The following is a 20416-nucleotide window of genomic DNA, read 5'->3' as shown; positions in this document are numbered from 1 at the left end:
TCTGGAGATTCCCTATGCGTATAGAAATAGAAAACTACGTCATTACGAGTGATGAATATCAGTTCACCCTCAGTCAGAAAAATGTGTTTGGCAAAGATAGTAAATATGCCGGGCAGACATATGAAAAGGCTGTCGGCTATCACCCAAAACTTAGCCAAGTTATTACCGCATTGATTATGCGCGGCGTTATGAAATCAGGCATCGAATCCCTGCAAGCCATGCAGCAGCATATTACTCGCGTCAGCCTTGCATGTGAAAAGGCGCTGAAAGATTTCACATCCGAACCGGTAAATGACGAGGTGGCTTAATGTTCGACGAAATAGACCAAGCCCAAAGACTTGAACAACTCAACATTGAAATCGGTATCGCGAACCGCAAGCCAGCGATGGCATTCACCGGCCTGTGCCACTTCTCAGAGTGTCGCCAGCCAATCACTCGCGGCCTGTTCTGTGACGAAGGATGTCGTGATGACTTCGAAATCGATGAGCGAAGGAAAGGGAGGGCGGCATGAGCAAACCTTTTGCTTGGTACAACGAGATTGATCCATACGCGGCCCAATGGCTGAGAAGCCTTATCAAAGCCGGTCATATCGCACCAGGCTATGTTGACGAACGGAGCATTGTTGATGTTAAGCCAGAAGACCTTACCGGATTTACCCAGTGTCACTTCTTCGCCGGAATTGGCGTCTGGTCATATGCCTTGCGTAGAGCAAGTTGTTTACTCACCGCTTGGCGAACATAGCGAGAAGCCGTGGGAAGTGCGTCACCGGCTTGAATTGCTATACGGGGATGTAAAGCGCATCGAGTTGTTTTCAAGGAAGGATTTAGATGGGTGGGATACCTGGGGCAATGAGTGCGATCAATCAATCAAATTAATTCCAGGCAGTTCGGAGGCATCATGAAACGACTATCAGAAGCCGCATTGGTAGCTATCGCGTTTGCTGTGTATGCAGCGCTGATGAGCATTTACTTTATTGAAAGTGAGATGGTGAGAGGGATGTTTTTATGAGTGTAACTAGCTTTGTAATGGCATACGCCGATTGGATTTTGCTAGTTATTGGCGTGTGCGCTACGTTCTATCTCGTTTGGGTGAAAGGATGGTGACATGTGACTCCTGAAGAGAGACAGAGCGCCCTCCTATCAGCCGCAAAAAATTGTAACAACGAAATTAAAACCACCCTCGCCGCTCTGCCGGCTAACACAAATAAAGACTCCATCACCCGCCCTATCATCCTGCGCCACTACGAAAAGCTAAAGCCACTTGGCTACAAGCTGGCTTGGCTACAAGCTGGCTTGGCTACAAGCTGGCTTGGCTTCTTTTCGCTATTGGCGTTCTGAATGGTCAGTTTAAGTGGAATAGGTGATGAGTTTCTCAGGAGGCCCATATGCAAGAGGTCGAGGAATTTCTAAAGGTTAAAGAATACGCCGCGATCATAAGGGTTTCAGCCGGAACCATTTACAGAAACCCGCTCAAATTTCACATGTTTAAAGTTGGTGATTGTTGGAGAGCTAACTCCGACAGTCTTAAAAAGTTTGAACAACAGGCCGCAAATGACAACAATGTTATCCGGCTGGCTGTTGTAGGCGGTAAGGAGAAGAAGCGATGCCGATCTACAAAAGAGGTAAAACGTACTGGATCGATGTCTCAGCGCCAGACGGAACGAGAATTAGACGCTCTGCTGGCACCGAGGAAAAAGCAAAGGCTCAGCAACTCCACGACAAGATAAAACATGAGCTGTGGGCGGTAGAAAATCTGGATAAGCGGCCTGAAAAGTTATTTGAGGATTTGGTGATACTGGCTTTGCGTGATGCAGAGGGGCAATCAAGTTTCCACATTAAGCAGATATACGCCCGGTACTGGCTTAGTGTTTTTGGCGGCCGCGTTATCTCTTCGATATCCGGCGAGGAAATAACAGATAATCTGCCAACACATAACTTGATGACCAGAAAGCGTTTAGCCAACGCAACCAGAAACCGGTACCGATCATTCATCATGCGAGGATTCTCACTAGCAGATAAAAGCGGGTGGCTGAACAGGCAACCATATGTTCAGTCTCTGCGTGAGCCAAAAGTGAGGATCCGCTGGATAGAAAAGAGTGAGGCCAAGTGCCTTATCGACAATCTGCGCCATGACTGGATGAAGCATGTATGTTCATTCGCATTACTTACTGGGGCTAGACTTGGGGAGATCCTTTCGCTGAAGTGGAAGGATGTTGATTTAGGCCGAAGGGTTGCAGTCATCACGGCGGATAATGCCAAGTCTGGAAGGGCAAGGCCATTACCGCTTAACGATGATGCTGTAGCCATCATGAGGAAAATACCAGTTGATAATGAGTTTGTATTTTCTGCTGACGGGGCCAGAGAGGGGTATATCAACAGGACCGATTTTGACCGGGCCATGTTGTTATCAGGAATTGAAGATTTCAGGTTCCATGACCTTCGCCATACTTGGGCGAGTTGGCATGTTCAAAGCGGAACGCCGATCATGGTACTGAAAGAATTGGGAGGATGGGAGAAGCTTGAAATGGTAAATAAATACGCCCACCTGAGCGGTGAACATTTAAGCAAATTCAGTGGCATTGTCACATTTCTGGCACACGACGCTGGAAGCAGTGAAAACGCCAACCGAATTTCTCTTGTAAGTTAATGAAGTTAAAGTAAATTTCCGTTAACCATTAATCACTAATAAGCAACAGCATTAGAGAAACAGTCTAATGTTGTTATTGCCGGATCACACAATATGTGTGACCTAAAATTTACGGGTTAACCGTCTCTTGCGGTGCCCGTGGATTACGGCTGATAAACATCGCATCGCCGTAACTGAAAAAGCGGTATTGTTCCGCCACCGCTTGCTGGTATGCATTCATGGTATTTTTATACCCAGCGAAAGCAGACACCAACATTATTAATGTTGATTCAGGTAAATGGAAGTTGGTCACTAAAGCATCCACAACCTGGTAGTGATAACCCGGGTAGATAAAGATACGGGTGTCACCAAAGAACGGAGCAATCAGGCTGTTCTCTGCCGCCTTAGCGGCACTTTCCAATGAGCGTACCGAGGTGGTCCCAACCGCCACGACACGATTGCCACGCGCTTTACAAGCCAAAACAGCATCTACCACATCTTGAGGTACCTCTGCATACTCGGAATGCATGATGTGCTCTTCAATGGTGTCTACACGCACGGGTTGGAACGTCCCCGCGCCGACATGTAGCGTAACGAAAGCCATCTCAATGCCTTTCTCGCGCAGTGCGGCCAGCATTGGCTCATCAAAATGTAAACCGGCCGTTGGTGCGGCGACTGCCCCTGGGCGCTCACTGTAGACTGTTTGGTACAATTCACGGTCAGCATCTTCATCAGGGCGGTCAATATAAGGAGGCAAAGGCATATGGCCGACGGCATTTAGGATAGTAAAAACATCCCGCTCATCGTCAAAACGCAACTCGAACAAGGTGTCATGGCGTGCCAACATCGTGGCTCGAATACTTTCGTCATCGCCCAACAGCAGTTCAGCGCCCGGTTTAGGTGCTTTGGAGGCTTTTACATGGGCCAGTACACGATGATCGTCCAAAACACGTTCTACTAACACTTCAAGCTTACCGCCACTGGCTTTACGGCCAAACAAGCGCGCTGGAATAACGCGGGTATTGTTAAATACCAGCAGATCGCCGGGCGTCAGTTTATCCAGCAAATCGGTGAAAATGCCGTGCGTTAACGTTCCCGTCGGGCCATCCAGTGACAGTAAGCGGCAACCGCTACGCTGGGGCTGGGGGTAATGGGCAATCAGAGATTCCGGCAGCTCAAAAGAAAAATCGGCAACACGCATAGCTTTCCACTTGATATCAGAACAGACCCAGCTCACGAGTATGATTGGAGCCGGTTCACAAAAACAGGCCGCTAGTCTAGAGCCCTCAAGGGCTGGCTGCAAGAAATAAGGACAATTGGTGGTCATTTGCTATAGCCAAAATAATTGTCGTCGCAGCCAGGCAGTAAATGAACGCATCTCGATAAGCTGACTCCCACCAGTGATTCAGTTGGCAAATCTGCCAGATGCGGATTTGAGCACGGCTTACAGTAGCTTCGCAGAGGTGGGCCAGGAAATTGACCGCGTAATGACGGCAGCTAACACCGCTGCAACTTCAAGTAAGAAGGGATATACTTTGCAGATGAATTTTCTCGCTCACCTCCATTTAGCCACACTGGCTGACAGTTCCCTACTGGGCAATCTGCTGGCAGATTTCGTCCGTGGTAATCCACAAGATGAATATGCCCCTGAGATTGTGGCTGGGATTATGATGCATCGCCGCGTTGATGTCATGACCGACGCACAGCCGCTGGTCAAAGAAGCCCGTCGCTATTTTAGTGCTGATTACCGCCGAGTTGCCCCTATCACTCTGGATGTGCTGTGGGATCATTTTCTGGCACGTAATTGGGATAAACTGGTGCCGGACTACACGCTGCCCGGGTTTATCCAGCATGCGCAAAACCAGATTGTGCCCCATTTACCACAGACACCCGCGCGCTTTCAGCACCTTAATGCCTATCTGTGGCAGGAGCGTTGGCTGGAACGCTATGCTGAACTACCCTTTATAGCTGATGTGTTACAAGGTATGGCTAATCGGCGGCCCAAACTGGCAGCACTTGCTGGCTCTTTTCAGGATATAGAACAACACTATCAGCCGTTAGAACAACTGTTTTGGGCGTTTTATCCTGCCATGATGTTGCAGGCACAACGCCAACAAATCTAGCTTAAAACATCTTTATTTGTATGGTTATTGCTACTAAGTCACTTGCGCTTTCTGCCAGAATGGGTATCTTAGCAAGACTACGAAACTAAAAACGTCGTAACGATAGGTAAAAGCTATCACAGCGATTGGTATTTATCCCTTTATTCATTGCGCTTAAATACCTATGCTGTGCCGATACTTTTAAGACAACTGGTTAATCCATCCCTATTAACAGGAGTAATTTATGGTTCTGGTAACTCGTCAAGCCCCTGATTTTACAGCAGCTGCTGTTCTTGGTAGCGGCGAAATCGTTGAAAACTTCAACCTGAAAAAACACCTGAACGGCCGCCCTGCCGTCCTGTTCTTCTGGCCAATGGACTTCACTTTCGTTTGTCCTTCAGAGTTGATCGCTTTCGACCACCGTTACGAAGAATTCCAGAAACGTGGCGTTGAAGTTGTTGGTGTTTCTTTTGACTCTGAGTTTGTGCACAACGCATGGCGTAAAACCCCAGTTGATAAAGGCGGCATTGGTGAAGTTAAATACCCAATGGTTGCTGATATCAAACGTGAAATTCAGAAAGCCTACGGCATTGAACACCCAGAAGCTGGCGTTGCACTGCGCGGTTCATTCCTGATCGACAAAAATGGTATCGTTCGCAGCCAAATCGTTAACGACCTGCCAATCGGCCGTAACATCGACGAAATGATCCGTACTGTTGATGCACTGCAATTCCACGAAGAACACGGCGAAGTTTGCCCTGCTCAGTGGGAGAAAGGTAAAGCAGGTATGGGCGCATCACCAGATGGCGTAGCTAAATACCTGTCTGAAAACGCCTCTAAACTGTAATAACAGTTTATGCCGCCCCTGATTTACTCGGGGGTATCAAGCCAGTCAGTTCACCCTGACTGGCTTTTTTTATACTGATATAAAACCAAACGACGACATACCAACAATACTGATATATCCCCAAAGTAATTGGAGTTGCAGCTAGGCGGCAAACGAGTAAATCCCGATGAGCTTACATAAGTAAGTGATTCGGGTAAACGAGAGCAGCTAACAACGCTGTAACTTCAAGTAAGAAGGGGATATTTTTGTGGCATATTCAGCCTCCTTGCCTTTCAGCAGGTAAGAAGCTACCGTAATGTTGCTAGGCATTAGGGAGCCTCGTATTGATTAACCTCAGTACGGGGCTTTTTCCTATCTGCTTTATGACAACAACTGTTTTTACCAAGGCACTTACAGCACTGGTTCAAACGATGCCCAAAGCAGACAGCTTCAAGCACCCGCCGCAGAGTCTATATAATAATCTTTTCCATTCCCAGCGTATCAAACCCGTAAATACTTATTTATTTTCAATAAGTTATTTTTATTTATCTTGGCTCCTTTCAAGCATAAATCAACCTATCTGCCAGGCAACAACTGACAAACTATCCTTTCGCCGCCAATTAATTAGCAGCCATAAACATTAATTCTGCTATTAATTATTACTGGTGTGTTTTTTGCACACACCATAAGCAGCGCTTTTAAGCTGCCAGACAAAAATGATCAGGTCATCCCTGGCGGGCAGGAACTAACAGGAGTCAGAATGTTGTTAAAAAAATGGAACAAACCCTTGGCTGTATTGGCTTTACTGGTCAGTGGTACACTGCATGCGGCCTCTACACCGGCGGTGGAAGCAAAACATGGCATGGTGGTGACCTCGCAATATCTCGCTTCACAAGTGGGGACTGATATTTTAAAAATGGGTGGCAATGCCGTTGATGCCGCAGTGGCGGTGGGATATGCACAGGCTGTCGTAAACCCATGCTGTGGCAATATCGGTGGGGGTGGTTTTATGACCATTCACCTTGCCGATGGAACTGACACATTTATAAACTTCCGTGAAACTGCACCAGCGGCTGCCAGCGCCGATATGTATTTAGATAAAGAGGGAAAAGTCACTAAAGATGCCAGCTTGTATGGTTATCTGGCAGCCGGCGTCCCTGGCACGGTATTGGGAATGGATAGCGCGCAGAAGAAATACGGTAAATTGACGCGCCAGCAAGTGATGGCTCCAGCAATCAAACTGGCCCGTGAGGGCTTTGTACTGACGCGTGCCGATACTGACATTCTGGACACTACCGTCAAACGTTTCCGTCAAGACCCTGAATCTGCGCGTATTTTCTTGCGCAAAGATGGTGAAGCACTGCAACCGGGAGATCGTTTAGTTCAGGCTGATCTGGCTGAAACCCTGAGCGCAATCTCGGAGCAAGGGCCGGATGCTTTCTATCAAGGTAAAATACCTCAAGCGGTAGAAGCCGCGGCCAAAAAAGGCGGAGGTATCCTCACTGCCGCTGATTTCGCCAACTATAAAATCACTGAAACTGCCCCTATTACTTGTAGTTATCGCGGTTATAAATTTGTTTCCTCACCACCACCCAGTTCCGGTGGAGTGACATTATGTGAAACCTTGAATGTGCTTGAAGGCTATGACTTAAAAAGCATGGGTTTTAATTCGGCTGCTTACATTCATACCCTGACAGAAGCCATGCGCCATGCCTATATGGACCGCAATACTTTCCTCGGTGACCCCGAGTTTGTTAAGAATCCGATTGATCGCCTGTTGAGCAAAAGCTACGCCGCCGATATCCGCAAGCAAATCGTTGCCAACAAAGCGACACCTTCGGTAGAAGTACAACCGGGGATGCAACCTCATGAAAAACCAGAAACTACCCACTACTCTATCGTCGATAATGAAGGTAATGCGGTCTCCACCACCTACACGGTTAACGGCCGCTTTGGTGCCGTGGTGATTGCCCCAGGTACTGGCTTCTTCCTGAATGATGAAATGGATGATTTCACCGTCAAAGTGGGCGAGCAAAACCTGTATGGTTTAGTACAGGGGGCAACCAACTCCATCACCCCCGGTAAGCGCCCACTATCGTCTATGAGCCCAACATTAGTGACCAAAGACGGTAAGACATTTATGGTGTTAGGCTCTCCGGGTGGCTCCCGAATTATCACCATCACCCTGCAAACAGCCCTCAATGTCATTGACCATGGCATGGCACCACAAGAGGCGGTAGATGCACCACGCATCCATCACCAATGGCTACCTGATGAGGTATATTACGAACAACGTGGCGTATCCGCAGATAGCCTTAATCTGCTGAAAAAAATGGGATATAAGATGGTCGAACAGAACCCATGGGGTGCAGCCGAACTGATTCTGGTGGGTTTGGCCGGAGTGGAGGGTGTCAGCCCGGCCAACTCGGGGAATGACTCGGCAGTTTCCGGCAAAGTTCGTGAAGGTTACCTGTACGGCGCTAACGATGTCCGTCGCCCTGCCGGTGCCGCCATCGGTTACTGATAGTAATGGCTTACTAATGTAACTCATCCTCCATCAATATATCGATGGAGGAATTTACCACTTCATTATATACCCTAAATAATTCGAGTTACAGGAAGGCGGCAATCGAGTAAATCCCGATGAGCTTACTCAGGTAAGTGATTCGGGTGAACGAAAGCAGCCAACGCACATGCAGCTTGAAGTATGACGGGTATATATCACCAGGGTAATGACTGCCCCTGATAATCGATAAATCCATGCCCCCCTTTACCCGAAGCGTGCTCAATTTGGTCGACCACACCCTTCACACTGGTCGCAATAGTCAGGGGTGCCGCATCCCCGCCCATATCCGTTTTTACCCAACCGGGATGAATCGATAGCACCGTCAGAGCCGGATCGGCCACTTCAGCAACCAAACTACGGGTCATCATATTCAGTGCGGCTTTACTGGCTGAATAGAGAGGTTTATGGCCGGAGGCATTGTGACCAATACTCCCCAACTGAGAAGACATAAAGGCCAATACACTTTGAGTTGGATTACGTTGTGTCAGCAGATGCTGAGCGATACGGATAGGTGAAACGGCATTAGTTTGGAATAATTCCAGAATATCTTCCGGTTGCGCCTCAAGAGCTGATTGATGCTGCGGCCCAGAGATACCCGCATTAACAAATATGAGGTCGAATATCTGCCCCTGTACCTGTGGCAAAAACTGCTTAATACTTTCAGGTTTATTAATATCCAATGTTAGCCAATGGGCGGCATGGGCTGCGGTATCTTTCGCAGCACCGCGTGTCGTCGCAGTCACTGACCAACCACGGCGATTAAGTTCGTCAACCAGCCCCAGTCCCAAACCTCTTGAGGCGCCAATGATCGGCGCGTGTCAAGGTAGTTGTCGCCTCAGTTAATTCATGCGGCCAACGTTTCACGTTCCGGATTTAACCAGACCTCATCCTGCCGGTGCCAGTTTCTCGTTGAACCTGACCACCGATGTGGATTCTGCATTTTCGCCGCTTCATAGACCGATTTACGCTGCGCCAGTAGTGCCCGATCTTCACCTCTGTGTCGTTGCCCTGGTGTGACGTAACGGATACCACTGTGCCGATGTTCTTCGTTATACCAGCCAACGAAGGTTTCTACCCACGCCTGCGCATCCTCCAGCGTCGCGAAGCCCTTCTCCGGCCAGCTCGGCACGTATTTCAACGTCCTGAACAGCGATTCAACATACGCGTTATCGTTGCTCACCCGTGGCCGGCTGTGCGACGGGGTTATCTTAAGTTCCGCAAGCTTTACCTGCAGCACCTGTGACTTCATCGGGGCTCCGTTATCCGCATGCAGTACCAGCGGCTCCTGCCAACAGCGTTCGCTCAGCACTGTCCGATTCATCAGCTCTGCCGCATGCTCACCACTTTCAACCAAGTGAACCTCGTGACCGACGATTTTGCGGCTGAACACGTCTTCTATCAGGTACAGATAGAACCAGTGTGTGTAGTGGTCAACTAAAATTGGCCACGGTAGTAGACTGTTCATAGAACAGCCGTTCGGATTCATTGGGCGTTAAGCCTCCGTTGTACCAGTGCGGGCGAAGTTCGCTGTAGTAACCCGTTATATATCGGGTGATTGCATTTCTGCCCTCCCCGAAGCTCTGGTAACCTGTCGTCGGTACCCATTCGGATTTCAGACTTCTGAAAAATCGCTCCATTGGCGCGTTGTCCCAACAGTTCCCACGCCGGCTTAGGCTCTGTTTTATCCGGTAACGCCACAGCAACTGACGGTATTTTTTACTGGTGTAATGACTGCCCTGATCGCTGTGGAACATCACTCCGCCTGGGCGTCCCCTGAGTTCCCATGCCATCTGTAACGCTTTACCCGTTAGCGCTGAGTCAGGTGAAAACGACATCGCCCAGCCTATGGGCTTGCGGGCAAACAGATCCAACACCACAGCCAGATAAGCCCAGCGCTTACCTGTCCAGATATAGGTCACATCGCCACACCAAACCTCATTCGGTTGGGTTACTGCAAACTGCCGCTCCAATAGATTCGATATATCAACATGCTCCTGCCCACCCCGTTTATATTTGTGTGTGGGACGCTGGCAACTTGTCATGTTCAGCTCTGCCATCAATTTTCCGGCAAGCCAACGCCCCAGTTTTACGCCCTTATTCGTCACCATTATGGCGATATTTCGGGCACCGGCTGACCCGCCGCTAGCATGCCAGACTTCGTTAACCAGGCTGCGTTTAATGGTGCGCTCGACATCTGGGACGCGTTCTCTGTTATGCCAGTACCGATAGCTGCTACGCTGAACATCAAAAGCCTTACACAGTGCTTTTACCGAATAAAGCGCTCTCAATTTATCGACTATCGCGAACTGTTCAACGAGTCCGACATCAAGAGAGCGGTGGCCTTTTTTAGAATTTCGTTCTCCATTTCAAGACGTTGAATCCTTTTCTTCATTTCCCGAAGTTCTATTTGTTCAGGCGTCAGTGGAAGCCCAACGGGGGTTTTACCCTGACGTTCCAATCTGAGCTTACCCACCCATCGGCTAAGGGCGGAAAGACTGACATTCATGGCTTTAGCGGCCTCCGAATGAGAGTATTTCTGGTCAACAACCAGCTTTGCCGCTTCGAGTTTGAATTCAGCCGTGAAATATTTGGTCATGGATCACCTGTAAAGTTATTGAGGCAAGAATAACACCTCTGGTCAGGTGGCCAAATTCACTATGCCACTACAGTCCTGCCGTCAGCGACCTCAGCCAGGTAATATCCCATGACCACACCTGATTCGGTGCCGTCGCCCTCCAGGTCGATAGCGGCTTGCTTTGCGCTACCCTCTGCCGACCACGGTGCGTTGTTTCGCCAGCACGTCTTAGTATCCGATAAAACGTTGACTCACTGGCGATATAGCGCTTTTCATCCGCCAACAAAGGAACGATTTGCGTCGGTGGCAGGCTGGCGAACCGCAGTTCATGACAGAGGGCTAAAACCTGTTGTTCCTCTTCGGCAGTGAGTTTGTTCTTCGGGATGGGCCGTGACGCCGTGGGTCTGCGGTCATGCGTCCCTTTTCCCCAACGCTGTAATGTTCGCTCACTAAGCCCAATAGACTGGCAAGCCTCGCTCAGCCTCGCGCCTGCAGCAACGGCTTCCTTTACGATTGTCATCAATCGCAGCCTGTCCGGAGTCGGCGTCATTCGTCCCCGTTTTCCTCGACGAACAACGCCTTGAACTTTTTTTGCAATATCAGCAATGCCGCAGCCTCAGCCAACGCCTTATCCTTGCGGGCAATTTCACGCTTAAGCTGATGAATTTCGTTTTGCTGTTTCTTGACGAGTGCTTTCTCTTCACGCGGATCTGGCTGCATTATCTCATTCTTCCACTGCTGAATTTGCTCAGGGTAGAGCCCTTTACGGCGACAGTACTCAGCAACAGCATGGGCGGAAAGAGGTGCCGTTTCAACCAGGATGGCAAAACGAGCCTCACGGGACCATTGCTGCGGGGTTTTTACCTCAACGTGGGTGCTCGCGGTCGAAATACCTGCCTTGGAGCGCCAGGTGTAAAGCGTATTGACAGGGATCCCCTCAGAGCGTGCAATCTGAACAACCGGCTGATTGTGTGGTGGCATCATTCTGGCAATCACAGCGGCTTTAAGCTCAGGTGAATACGTTTTCATTCTTGTTGTCTCCAGCCCCTTGGATGTTTTCAGTTAGAGGCGACAACTACCCTGACATGGGGGGTGATCAATGCCTTTCGTTTAATTGTGCTCATATCATTTTCCCTTTGCTGAATATTACCTGCCCACTGTTTGGCCAGCCATACGAATTACCTATCATATATATAATATCTCAACAAAAGGAAAAGCGGCGCTTGGCCGCTTTTAATCGCTATCACTGCTGGCTAACGATTAAGTTAGCGCTCACCAACACCACGCCACAAAGTGACACTCTCGCCAGCCAAGTGCAGATTGACGCATGACTCAGTGCCATCCAGCTCAGATGAGCCTTCCAGACGCAGCCACTTAGCGACATTGAGTAAAGGGGATGCTGGCAACGAAACATTGATATCACTAATACGTTGTATCGCGACCATCACTCGTTCACGTTGGTAGCTACGAATAAACACCAAAGTGTCACCATTGGCATAAACCACCTGACAACCACCACGCCGCAGCGCCATGCTTTTGTGCCGTAGAGCCGCCAGTCGTTGGCATAACTTCAATAGGTCATTATCCCACTGAGCCTGATCCCACGGGAAGGGTTTGCGGCAGAACGGATCATTGCCACCATCAACACCAATTTCATCGCCATAAAATAAGCAAGGCACACCAATCCAGCTAAATAACCACACCAACGCCATCTGCATCCGGGCTTTATCATTATTTAGTAGCGTGATAAAACGAGCAGTATCATGGCTGTCCAGTTGATTAAATAAACGCAACTGATGGCCGTGCGGCAATCCGGCTCGGTACTCATCCATCCAGTAGGCACAATCCTCAGCGTTGAGTTTTATTGGATGATAAGCCACATCCTGGCCCGCTAAAAAGCCACGCACCGGTAATGCAAAACCCATGTAATTCATTGCCGAATCTTCTACACCGGCATGTAACCAATTACGTGCATCACCAAAGTGTTCCCCCAGAATATAGGCCTGCGGATTTTCTTCTTTTGCTGCCTGATAAATACCGGCTAAATGGCGCAAATTCCCTTTTGCTCCGCCCTCCTCCCCCAACATATGCACCACATCTAACCGCCAACCATCAATGCTGTAAGGGGGGCGTAACCAATAACGCACCACACTATCGTCGCCCCGATAGATTTGATTTACCACGTCCTCACTCGCGAAGTTGAGTTTTGGCAAGCTGGCATTACCTTTCCAATCCAACGCTCGCCCATCGGGGAAGAAATTAAACCAGCCCCGATAAGGTGAGTCCTGATGATGACAAGCCCCATTATCCCCTTGCTGGTGCCTATCAAACCAATGATGGGAATCACCGGTATGATTAAACACCCCATCAAGTACCAATTTTATGCCGGCCTCACGGGTAGCCAGACGTAATTGCAGAAAAGCCGCCTCGCCGCCCAGATAGGGATCTATCTGATAATAATCTTGCGTATCATATTTATGTACGCTGGGTGCGGTAAAAATTGGATTTAGATACAACGCAGTAACGCCAAGCTGTTGCAAATAAGGGATTTTTTGGCTGATACCCGCCAGGTCACCTCCATAGAATGTTGAAGCGGCATTAGTGTCATCCAATGGTTGTTGCCATGCACGACGAGCCACCGAATGACCCGCAGCGTGATGATGATAACTCGCATTTTGCACGCCGTTCTCACCCTGACTACTGGCAAACCGATCGGGGAATATCTGATAAAAGACTTGGTCGGCCACCCAGTCAGGGCCACTGTCGGGCATATCAATGGCAAACTGAGCCAGTTGCGCCGGAGGAACCCGCGAGAATCCCAGCGGGCCGAACCATTGTTGGTCGTCATCCCATAACAGTTTAAAACAGTAGCGCCGTGTAGGTTGCCCTTCATGTAAAGGCAGCGTCGCGCGATAACACCAAAAGCCATCACGCTGTTGGCCTTTCATCGTCAGTAGCCATTCTTCATTATCCGGTTCGCAGCGTAAGAAAACCTGTGCTGGTAATGTGTCGCCATGCAACCATAAAGTAATCTGTAATGCGTCGCCTCGCTGACGAACAAAAGGCGGGACCGGAAGATGCCAACCACTAAGCATAAAATTCTCCTGCGTTAACCAAAACCATTCCTGTTAAGGCTATCTGGTGCAGACATTAACGCCGCGACACATTCACCTGAGATAGGCGATTTATCTGAATATACAGCTCGCCGATATAAATAATGTCATGTAGTGGCTGCTTCCCCCTCATCTGTCACTATAAATATCAGGGATGAGATTGGGGGAGGAGAAGTATGTGGGTAAATAGCAGAATGCCCCAGATTGTATAGAGCAAAAAAAAGCCGAGAAATCTCCCGGCTTGATAGTAGGTATTGACTCAGTATTACTCAGTTTCTTTGGCAAGCTCTAGCTGTTTCTTTTGATGGCGCACTTTCAAGTAATACCCCACCAACAGCAATGCAATCCACACTAACCCTACATACAGTGAAATGCGGGTTGTCGGGAACCAGCCAATCAGAGCGATGATAAACACCAGGAAAATGATTGCCAGCACCGAAGTAAAGGTGCCGCCACGCAGTGGGAAATCCAGCGCCTTAATCTGTTCTTTGCTTAATGAACGCCGGAAACCAATCTGGGAAAACAAAATCATGATCCATACCCATACAGTGGCAAAAGTCGCCAGCGATGCGATAACCAGGAATACATTTTCCGGCATGATGTAGTTCAGATAAACCGCAATCAGCATGGCAAACATCATCACCAACACCGTCACCCAAGGCACACCACGCTTGGATATTGCCGCAAAGGCTTTTGGTGCGTGGCCCTGTTCCGCCATTCCGTTCAACATACGCCCGACACCAAAGACATCACTGTTAATGGCAGATAATGAAGCGGTGATCACCACAAAATTGAGAATACCTGCCGCAACGGTAATCCCCATATGCTGGAAGGTCAGTACAAATGGGCTACCGTTCGTGCCCACCTGATTCCAAGGGTAGATAGACATGATGACAAACAGGGTCCCGACGTAGAACACCAGGATACGCCACGGCACTGAGTTAATTGCTTTCGGAATGGAGCTTTTTGGATTTTCCGCTTCTCCGGCGGTAATACCGATAATCTCAATACCACCATAAGCAAACATCACCAGTTGCAATGATAGGATCATGCCGACGAAACCGTTACTGAAGAAGCCGCCGTTAGTCCATAAATTATGAATACCGGTCGGCTGTCCACCGTTACCAATACCCCAAATAATGATACCAAACCCGGCCAGAATCATGATGATGATGGTGGCAACTTTAAAGAATGAGAACCAGAACTCCAGCTCACCGAAGACTTTGACACTCATCATATTAACTGCGCCAATAATCAGCACCACACTCAGCACCCATACCCAATGAGGCACGTCCGGGAACCAGACCCCCATATAGATACCGAAGGCGGTCACATCAGCAATAGCAACAATCAAAATCTCAAAGCAATACGTCCAGCCGGTGATATAGCCCGCCATTGGCCCAAGGTAATCTTGTGCATAGCGCGAGAAAGAGCTGGCCTGTGGGTTATTCACTGACATCTCACCCAACGCGCGCATAATGATAAATGCCACCACGCCACCGATCAGGTATGCCAATAACACACTAGGCCCTGCCATTCTTATCGCATCAGCCGAACCATAGAATAAGCCGGTACCTATTGCTGACCCTAATGCCATAAAGCGGATATGACGGGTCGTCAGGCCCCGTTTCAGCTTATTTTTGACTGGTAATTCCATGTACATTGCCCCGTCTTTTTTCAGCAAAAAGCCACGGGGATGAGCCGTGGCTAAAAAAATCCTATAACTGTGCCGTTATTGCTTAGCAGCAACTTCCTGGCGACAGCAGAGGCGATCGTACAACCCTACGACGACGAATACCAGCAGGGAAGGCGATAACCACGCCAGACCTTGTTCAGCCAATGGCAGATGCTGAGTCCATTCAGGCAGGAAGTGCGCGAATGTAGAAGCCTTCACCGCATCAAGAATACCGAACAGCAAACTAACCAGCATAACCGGAGCCACGATACGTGAGGCATGATGCCACCAGCGCAAAGTAAAGCTCATCAAAACCAGCACGATGCATGGTGGATATATCGCTGTCAGCACCGGAATGGAAATCTGAATTAGGTGACTCAAGCCCAAATTCGATACCATCATTGAGAAGATACCGAGAATGAATACCAGCGCCCGATAAGACAGCGGCAAGTACTGAGCAAAGAATTCAGCACAGGCACACGTTAGGCCCACAGCGGTCACCATACAGGCAATGAAAATCAATGCGGCCAGGAACACACTGCCCAAACCACCAAAGGTGTGCTGAACATAAGCATGCAACACGACTGCGCCATTCTGTGCGTCAGGCGTCAGGCTGCCACTGCCACTGCCAAGTTTAAACAAGCTCAAGTAAACGAGCGTCAAACCGATACCGGCAATCAATCCTGCCCAAATGGTATAGCGCGTCAGCAGCCCTGCGGAAACCACTCCACGCGAACGGGCCGCATTGACGATAACGATACCAAAGACCAAGGCACCTAAGGTATCCATGGTCAGATAACCATTAACGAAACCGGAGGAGAAAGGCACGTTCTGATAGGCATCAGTGGCTGAAATCAACGGACCGGCAGGCCAAATCAACGCCGCGATACCCAAGATAGCAAGCGCCAGAATTTTCAGTGGGGCCAGAATATGACCGACGGTGTCCAGCAAACGCCCCGGATAGAGCGAAATGCCAATCACCAGCGCGAAATAAACCACACTATAAATAAACAGCGGCAACGGGCCATCACCAGTCAAAGGGGCGATGCCCACTTCGAAGGAAACTGTTGCGGTTCGTGGCGTGGCAAACAGTGGGCCGACAGCCAAATAACAGACGGTAGCCAGTACCAAACCAGCACTACGGCCAATTGGGCTACTCAGGGCATCAATCCCCCCGCCCACCCGGGCCAGTGCGATAATGGTAATAACCGGTAAGCCAACCGCGGTTATCAGGAAGCCAAGAGCTGCCCACCATACATGTTCACCCGATTGTAAACCAACCATCGGCGGGAAGATGATGTTGCCAGCTCCAACGAATAAGGCGAAGGTCATAAAACCTAATGCCATAATATCTTTAGACGATAAACGATGACTCATAGTGATGTGCGTTGCCTAGTTAAATGACCAAAAGGAAAAGTTCTAAGTTGTGGTCTTTCCTACGTGATCGAAACGATACAAAGCTCTGATAAACGCAAACTCCGGCGGTTAATAAGCAATCTATTTCGTCAGTATGCAGTGTTTTTGAAGTTATTTGCAGGTGGAATAGGCCAACAACGGCGCTAAGTAGACCGTTTATAGCGGAGAAAGGCAAGTCGGGATCATAAAAGCAGAGCCATCATCCAGATAATGTTATCAAACCAGTTAATCATGCCATGTTTTAAGAAATACACGCCATATGATTTGTATTATTTGTAGCCAGTCGTTAACAATTTACCGCCAATCTGGTGACGAATACTCAGGAGAGGTTGATCATTTTACGCACAGAAATGATGCAAGATTGCATAGGCAAAAAACGACGACTGAAACACCTTAATCAGTAAAACCTAACGCTTTTCGGGTGTGAATCAGTATCTCGGGAGGCAGGGGGAGATAACCGTCATGGGTGACCCTCTTTTGCCCCTCAGGTGATAGAACCCGCTCAAGGAACGCCGCAGTCAATGGCTCCAGTGGCTGGCCCGGAGCTTTATTGATATAAATATACAGATAACGTGATAAAGGGTAGCGGCCATCTTTAACATTCTCAGGAGTTGGCATCACAAAATCTTGCCCCACCGCCGCCAGTGACAACGGTTTAACACCACTGTTACGAAAACCAATACTGGCATAGCCAATGCCATTCAATGAGCCAGCCACCGCCTGTACCACAGAGGCGGACCCTGGCAACTCATTGACATTATTTATAAAATCACCATCGCACAGTACCTTATGTTTGAAGTATCCATAGGTCCCCGAAGCTGAGTTCCGGCTATAACGTTGTAAGGAACGCGCCGCCCACGCCCCTTCCAATCCCAACTCACCAAAGCGCTGAATCTGGTGTGGCTCTCCACATCGGCGATTTTGCGAAAAAATAGCATCAAGCTGAGGTAAAGTCAGTTTGTTCAGTGGGTTATCCTGATGAACAAACACCACCAATGCATCAACTGCCACAGGAACTGCCAGTGGCGGATAGCCATAACGTTGAATAAATGCGTTGATCTCACCCGCTTTCATTGGGCGGCTCATCGGACCAAGCTGGGCGGCACCGACAGCTAACGCCGCAGGGGCAGTAGAGGAACCTGCCGCCTGAATTTGCAAATTAACACCAGGATAGTGATGATTAAAATCATCTGCCCACAAGGACATCAGATTGGCTAAGGTGTCAGAACCCACACTGGAGAGGTTGCCTGATAAGGTATTGGTGGCAGGCACGGAAGCCATCGGCAAAACAGCAACCGGAGGGGAAAATACCGCTTCAGATTGCGCTAAAACGGCATGGCTAAACCATAGCATGACATGCAACAACGTCAGTTTTGCCCATTTCATCAGCTTGGTATCCATGCAGTTTTTAGGATTTGACTGCATTCTCGGCTAAAACTGCGGGAACAATCAATCGATTCGGCAAGGTAAAGATAAATCGAGTCCCCAGACCGACTTCGCTCATGACCTCTAAACGTGCATCGTGATGACTCAATGCATGTTTCACAATTGCCAGCCCTAATCCACTGCCCCCCGTTTGCCGTGATCGGGCTTTATCCACCCGATAGAACCGCTCCGTTAGCCGTGGAACATGTTCAGGACCGATTCCCGGCCCATTATCGCTGACCTGAAATTGTGCACCTTGTGGCGTTTGCTGCCAACACACCTCAATTTGGGTACCAACAGGCGTGTGATTGACGGCGTTATAAACCAGATTTGATACCGCACTGCGCAGTTGGTCTTCGTTACCAAACACTTTTAATTGGTCGTTAACCCGGAAGGTAATCTCATGTCGTCCGTTACTGAGAGCCTGAACTTCATGCTGTAACACTTTCAGCATCAACGGAATATCCACCCGCTCATTCATATCCACATTAGGTGCCGCTTCAATTCGTGATAGCGTCAAGAGCTGTTTTACCAATCCATCCATTCGCTTAGTCTGCTCTTGCATGGTCCCCAGTGCTTTATCCCGTAATGGCCCAACCAGCTCTTGGTCATTCATCATTTCCAGATAACCTTGCAACACCGTCAGTGGCGTACGCAATTCATGACTGACGTTGGCAAAGAAATTACGCCTTGCACCTTCCAACTGCCGCATCTGAGTAACATCACGGGCAACCATCAATAATTGCCCTTCTGAATAAGGCATCACACGAAATTCGACGTAATAACCATTGTTCAGTTGCAGAGTCAACGGGCGGGAGAACTCTTGTTGTTGCAGATATTGGCTGAATTCCGGGTAGCGCAATAAATTAAGGATATGTTGGCCGTTATCCTCCGGCCAACGAAACCCTAACAACTGCTGAGCTAAACCGTTACACCAGAAGATATTGCCATCAATTGTGGTAATAACTACCGCGTCAGGCAATGATTCGGCACCACTGCGGAAACGTTTGATAAGCAAAGCCAGTTCGCGCCGACGCCGACGATTTCGCAACTGCATTTGGTACAAGCCGTAAAATAAAGGCTCCCAGCTCCAGCGACCAGCAGGTGGTGTCATGCTACGGTCTAACCACAACCAGTGAGATAACTTAAGTTGATTATAGAAATTCCAAACCAGCGCCGCGACAGCTGAAATCAGCAATAGCCACGGAAGATAGCCGATGAAGGCACCCAGGAGTAATGCAGGCAGACAAAAAAGAGCCAGCTCGAGAGCCAGCGTTTTCCATGATAAGCGTTCTAACACAACGAATTCTCCGGCACTGAAAACTCAGTAGCGCGTTGAGAAACGGTATCCAGTTCCCCGGACAGTTTGTACCATTCTGTCATGACCATCAATTTCAAGCGCCTTGCGTAGCCGACGAATATGCACGTCAACCGTACGATCTTCTACATAAACGTTAGTGCCCCAAACATAATTAAGCAACTGTTCACGGCTGTAAACGCGCTCCGGGTGGGTCATAAAGAAGTGCAATAACTTAAACTCGGTCGGCCCCATATCCAGCGCTTGCTCATTGGCCATAACCCGATGTGAGGAAGGATCAAGGCTTAGCCCTTGCATTTCAATAACTTCCTCAACAGCCATCGGCGATATTCGGCGCATCACTGCTTTAATACGCGCAACCAGCTCCTTCGGCGAAAACGGCTTGGTAATATAGTCATCTGCGCCCACTTCCAAACCGCGCACCCTATCCTCTTCTTCGCCACGGGCCGTCAGCATCATCACCGGAATATCTCTGGTCAACGCTTCACGTTTCATATGTTTAATGAACTGAATACCCGAGCCGCCAGGTAACATCCAGTCCAACAACACTAAATCAGGGAAAGGCTCCGACAGACGAGTTACTGCGCTGTCATAATCTTCGGCTTCTAATGGTTGGTAACCATTCTGTTCCAACACAAAGCACACCATCTCACGGATTGGCGCTTCATCTTCCACCACAAGTATGCGTCTTGCCATCATCAACCCTGCCAATATGTTAGTGGTCACTATTTGATTTCGGGAGCCATTATGCGTCAGTTTTGTGACATTTTTATGA

The 20416-nt window shown here is 49.0% G+C and carries 18 protein-coding genes and 3 pseudogenes; 9 read left to right on the top strand and 12 right to left on the bottom strand.

Annotation, left to right across the window (positions count from 1 at the left end):
- Window positions 1-14: 14 nt before the first annotated feature.
- From ACWJJO_RS05335 to ACWJJO_RS05310, 6 genes and pseudogenes are all read left to right on the top strand, one after another.
- Window positions 15-308, top strand: a complete 294-nt coding sequence (locus tag ACWJJO_RS05335; RefSeq protein ID WP_481090715.1) for a DUF5405 family protein — start codon at window positions 15-17, stop codon at window positions 306-308.
- On the top strand, window positions 308-511 hold the full coding sequence (locus tag ACWJJO_RS05330) for a hypothetical protein (RefSeq protein WP_481090714.1): 204 nt from the start codon (window positions 308-310) through the stop codon (window positions 509-511). Before ACWJJO_RS05335 ends, ACWJJO_RS05330 begins: the two co-directional genes overlap by 1 nt.
- A pseudogene (locus tag ACWJJO_RS05325) lies at window positions 508-711 on the top strand (DNA cytosine methyltransferase); the annotation flags it as partial. The gene ACWJJO_RS05330 and the pseudogene ACWJJO_RS05325, both read left to right, overlap by 4 nt.
- Window positions 704-901: pseudogene (locus ACWJJO_RS05320) on the top strand (MT-A70 family methyltransferase); the annotation flags it as partial. The pseudogenes ACWJJO_RS05325 and ACWJJO_RS05320, both read left to right, overlap by 8 nt.
- Window positions 902-1106: 205 nt before the next feature.
- Window positions 1107-1337 (top strand): hypothetical protein, encoded by a 231-nt coding sequence (locus ACWJJO_RS05315; protein WP_481090713.1) that lies wholly within the window; start codon window positions 1107-1109, stop codon window positions 1335-1337.
- A 265-nt stretch (window positions 1338-1602) separates the two neighbouring features.
- Window positions 1603-2646: a tyrosine-type recombinase/integrase gene (locus ACWJJO_RS05310; RefSeq protein ID WP_481090712.1), complete on the top strand. Its 1044-nt coding sequence runs from the start codon at window positions 1603-1605 to the stop codon at window positions 2644-2646.
- 109 nt (window positions 2647-2755) lie between these two features.
- On the opposite strand, the gene queA is transcribed toward ACWJJO_RS05310, so the two are convergent.
- On the bottom strand, window positions 2756-3826 hold the full coding sequence (gene queA / locus ACWJJO_RS05305; RefSeq protein ID WP_442821212.1) for a tRNA preQ1(34) S-adenosylmethionine ribosyltransferase-isomerase QueA: 1071 nt from the start codon (window positions 3824-3826) through the stop codon (window positions 2756-2758).
- A 340-nt stretch (window positions 3827-4166) separates the two neighbouring features.
- Here queA and ACWJJO_RS05300 point away from each other — a divergent pair, with 340 nt between their 5' ends.
- The 3 genes from ACWJJO_RS05300 (at window position 4167) to ggt (ending at window position 8077) form a co-directional block, all read left to right on the top strand.
- Window positions 4167-4748, top strand: a complete 582-nt coding sequence (locus tag ACWJJO_RS05300; protein ID WP_083163835.1) for an acyl carrier protein phosphodiesterase — start codon at window positions 4167-4169, stop codon at window positions 4746-4748.
- 223 nt (window positions 4749-4971) lie between these two features.
- Window positions 4972-5574: a peroxiredoxin C gene (locus tag ACWJJO_RS05295; protein ID WP_004393160.1), complete on the top strand. Its 603-nt coding sequence runs from the start codon at window positions 4972-4974 to the stop codon at window positions 5572-5574.
- A 739-nt stretch (window positions 5575-6313) separates the two neighbouring features.
- Complete coding sequence (gene ggt / locus ACWJJO_RS05290; protein ID WP_481090711.1) at window positions 6314-8077, top strand: gamma-glutamyltransferase; 1764 nt, start codon at window positions 6314-6316, stop codon at window positions 8075-8077.
- A gap of 197 nt (window positions 8078-8274) precedes the next feature.
- Here the strand turns inward: ggt and ACWJJO_RS05285 are convergent, their stop codons facing one another.
- The 11 genes and pseudogenes from ACWJJO_RS05285 to phoB form a co-directional block, all read right to left on the bottom strand.
- Complete coding sequence (locus ACWJJO_RS05285; RefSeq protein ID WP_481091561.1) at window positions 8275-8928, bottom strand: SDR family oxidoreductase; 654 nt, start codon at window positions 8926-8928, stop codon at window positions 8275-8277.
- Window positions 8929-8963: 35 nt separating this feature from the next.
- Window positions 8964-9572: pseudogene (locus ACWJJO_RS05280) on the bottom strand (transposase); the annotation flags it as partial.
- A protein-coding gene (locus ACWJJO_RS05275; RefSeq protein ID WP_481090614.1) for an IS3 family transposase occupies window positions 9550-10715 on the bottom strand; the annotation gives its coding sequence in 2 pieces (ribosomal slippage) (window positions 9550-10460 and window positions 10460-10715; 1167 coding nt in all). The gene ACWJJO_RS05275 and the pseudogene ACWJJO_RS05280, both read right to left, overlap by 23 nt.
- Window positions 10716-10782: 67 nt before the next feature.
- Entirely contained in the window at window positions 10783-11214 is a 432-nt protein-coding gene (locus tag ACWJJO_RS05270; RefSeq protein WP_481090710.1) for a helix-turn-helix domain-containing protein, read from the bottom strand.
- 26 nt (window positions 11215-11240) lie between these two features.
- Entirely contained in the window at window positions 11241-11723 is a 483-nt protein-coding gene (locus tag ACWJJO_RS05265) for a transposase (protein WP_481090709.1), read from the bottom strand.
- A gap of 236 nt (window positions 11724-11959) precedes the next feature.
- Window positions 11960-13789 (bottom strand): maltodextrin glucosidase, encoded by a 1830-nt coding sequence (gene malZ, locus ACWJJO_RS05260; RefSeq protein WP_481090708.1) that lies wholly within the window; start codon window positions 13787-13789, stop codon window positions 11960-11962.
- Window positions 13790-14072: 283 nt separating this feature from the next.
- The gene (proY, locus tag ACWJJO_RS05255) at window positions 14073-15464 is read right to left on the bottom strand and encodes a proline-specific permease ProY (RefSeq protein ID WP_083160079.1); all 1392 of its coding nucleotides are present in this window, start codon (window positions 15462-15464) and stop codon (window positions 14073-14075) included.
- Between the two features lie 75 nt (window positions 15465-15539).
- Window positions 15540-16859: a branched-chain amino acid transport system II carrier protein gene (brnQ, locus tag ACWJJO_RS05250; protein WP_083160081.1), complete on the bottom strand. Its 1320-nt coding sequence runs from the start codon at window positions 16857-16859 to the stop codon at window positions 15540-15542.
- Between the two features lie 432 nt (window positions 16860-17291).
- Window positions 17292-18284, bottom strand: a complete 993-nt coding sequence (locus tag ACWJJO_RS05245) for a PstS family phosphate ABC transporter substrate-binding protein (RefSeq protein WP_372568758.1) — start codon at window positions 18282-18284, stop codon at window positions 17292-17294.
- A 22-nt stretch (window positions 18285-18306) separates the two neighbouring features.
- Entirely contained in the window at window positions 18307-19623 is a 1317-nt protein-coding gene (gene phoR / locus ACWJJO_RS05240; RefSeq protein ID WP_083160085.1) for a phosphate regulon sensor histidine kinase PhoR, read from the bottom strand.
- 24 nt (window positions 19624-19647) lie between these two features.
- The gene (gene phoB, locus ACWJJO_RS05235) at window positions 19648-20337 is read right to left on the bottom strand and encodes a phosphate response regulator transcription factor PhoB (RefSeq protein WP_025377384.1); all 690 of its coding nucleotides are present in this window, start codon (window positions 20335-20337) and stop codon (window positions 19648-19650) included.
- Window positions 20338-20416: the final 79 nt, after the last annotated feature.

Source organism: Yersinia antarctica, assembly GCF_056636475.1.
Note: the sequence above shows the minus strand (reverse complement) of the source record. Positions and strands in the feature narration are given on the sequence as shown.

What these genes read in the sequence shown, in the direction of transcription:
- brnQ (WP_083160081.1), bottom strand. Translation starts at nt 16,859, where the DNA reads ATGAGTCATCGTTTATCGTCTAAAGATATTATGGCATTAGGTTTTATG.
- malZ (WP_481090708.1), bottom strand. Translation starts at nt 13,789, where the DNA reads ATGCTTAGTGGTTGGCATCTTCCGGTCCCGCCTTTTGTTCGTCAGCGA.
- phoB (WP_025377384.1), bottom strand. Translation starts at nt 20,337, where the DNA reads ATGGCAAGACGCATACTTGTGGTGGAAGATGAAGCGCCAATCCGTGAG.
- queA (WP_442821212.1), bottom strand. Translation starts at nt 3,826, where the DNA reads ATGCGTGTTGCCGATTTTTCTTTTGAGCTGCCGGAATCTCTGATTGCC.
- ACWJJO_RS05295 (WP_004393160.1), top strand. Translation starts at nt 4,972, where the DNA reads ATGGTTCTGGTAACTCGTCAAGCCCCTGATTTTACAGCAGCTGCTGTT.
- ACWJJO_RS05335 (WP_481090715.1), top strand. Translation starts at nt 15, where the DNA reads ATGCGTATAGAAATAGAAAACTACGTCATTACGAGTGATGAATATCAG.
- ACWJJO_RS05300 (WP_083163835.1), top strand. Translation starts at nt 4,167, where the DNA reads ATGAATTTTCTCGCTCACCTCCATTTAGCCACACTGGCTGACAGTTCC.
- ACWJJO_RS05265 (WP_481090709.1), bottom strand. Translation starts at nt 11,723, where the DNA reads ATGAAAACGTATTCACCTGAGCTTAAAGCCGCTGTGATTGCCAGAATG.
- ACWJJO_RS05270 (WP_481090710.1), bottom strand. Translation starts at nt 11,214, where the DNA reads ATGACAATCGTAAAGGAAGCCGTTGCTGCAGGCGCGAGGCTGAGCGAG.
- ACWJJO_RS05310 (WP_481090712.1), top strand. Translation starts at nt 1,603, where the DNA reads ATGCCGATCTACAAAAGAGGTAAAACGTACTGGATCGATGTCTCAGCG.
- ACWJJO_RS05245 (WP_372568758.1), bottom strand. Translation starts at nt 18,284, where the DNA reads ATGAAATGGGCAAAACTGACGTTGTTGCATGTCATGCTATGGTTTAGC.
- ACWJJO_RS05330 (WP_481090714.1), top strand. Translation starts at nt 308, where the DNA reads ATGTTCGACGAAATAGACCAAGCCCAAAGACTTGAACAACTCAACATT.
- proY (WP_083160079.1), bottom strand. Translation starts at nt 15,464, where the DNA reads ATGGAATTACCAGTCAAAAATAAGCTGAAACGGGGCCTGACGACCCGT.
- ggt (WP_481090711.1), top strand. Translation starts at nt 6,314, where the DNA reads ATGTTGTTAAAAAAATGGAACAAACCCTTGGCTGTATTGGCTTTACTG.